Annotated in this window: 1 protein-coding gene; it reads left to right on the forward strand. The window is 48.6% G+C overall.

Features of this window, described 5'->3' with window-relative positions:
• Window positions 1–1,209 (forward strand): hypothetical protein (locus D8790_RS10615; RefSeq protein ID WP_185761951.1); only part of this gene is annotated, 1,209 nt, incomplete at both ends.

Consider the following 1,209-nt stretch of genomic DNA (forward strand, 5'->3'; position numbering starts at 1 on the left):
ATTCACTTGCTGAAACTGACTGGCTCAGACTTACTGATGCTGAAGCTGATTCACTTGTTGAAACTGACTGGCTTGCGCTCAATGACGCTGAAGCAGACTCGCTTGCTGAGACTGACTGGCTCAGACTTACTGATGCTGAAGCACTGGCACTTGCTGAGACAGATTGACTCAGGCTCAATGACGTTGAAGCAGAGGCACTTGTTGAAACTGATTGACTCAAGCTTACTGATGCTGAAGCTGATTCACTTGTTGAAACTGACTGGCTCAGGCTTACTGATGCTGAAGCACTTACGCTTGCTGAATCGGATTGGCTCAGGCTTACTGATGCTGAAGTGCTTGTGCTTGCTGAGACTGACTGGCTCAGGCTCAATGACGCTGAGGCAGATTCACTTGCTGAAACGGATTGACTCAAGCTCATTGACGCTGAAGCTGATTCACTTGCTGAGACTGACTGACTTGTGCTCAATGACGCTGAGGCAGATTCACTTGCTGAAACGGATTGACTCAAGCTCATTGACGCTGAAGCTGATTCACTTGCTGAGACTGACTGACTTGTGCTCAATGACGCTGAGGCACTTGTGCTTACTGAGACAGACTGGCTACCACTCAACGATGCTGAGGCACTTACGCTTGTTGATACAGACTGGCTGGTGCTCAATGACGTTGAAGCACTTGCGCTTGTTGAGACAGATTGACTCAAGCTCAGTGACGCTGAAGCAGACTCGCTTGCTGAGACTGACTGGCTGGTGCTCAATGACGTTGAAGCTGATTCACTTGCTGAGACTGACTGGCTCAAGCTTATTGACGCTGAAGCAGACTCGCTTGCTGATACAGACTGGCTGGTGCTCAATGACGTTGAAGCTGATTCACTTGTTGAAACTGACTGGCTCAGGCTTACTGATGCTGAAGCTGATTCACTTGCTGATACAGACTGGCTCAAGCTCAATGAGGTTGAAACAGATTCACTTGCTGAAACTGACTGGCTCAGACTTACTGATGCTGAAGCTGATTCACTTGTTGAAACTGACTGGCTTGCGCTCAATGACGCTGAAGCAGACTCGCTTGCTGAGACTGACTGGCTCAGACTTACTGATGCTGAAGCACTGGCACTTGCTGAGACAGATTGACTCAGGCTCAATGACGTTGAAGCAGAGGCACTTGTTGAAACTGATTGACTCAAGCTTACTGATGCTGAAGCTGATTCACTTG

Origin of the sequence: Streptococcus cristatus, from assembly GCF_003943535.1 — a bacterium.
GTDB lineage: Bacteria > Bacillota > Bacilli > Lactobacillales > Streptococcaceae > Streptococcus > Streptococcus cristatus_L.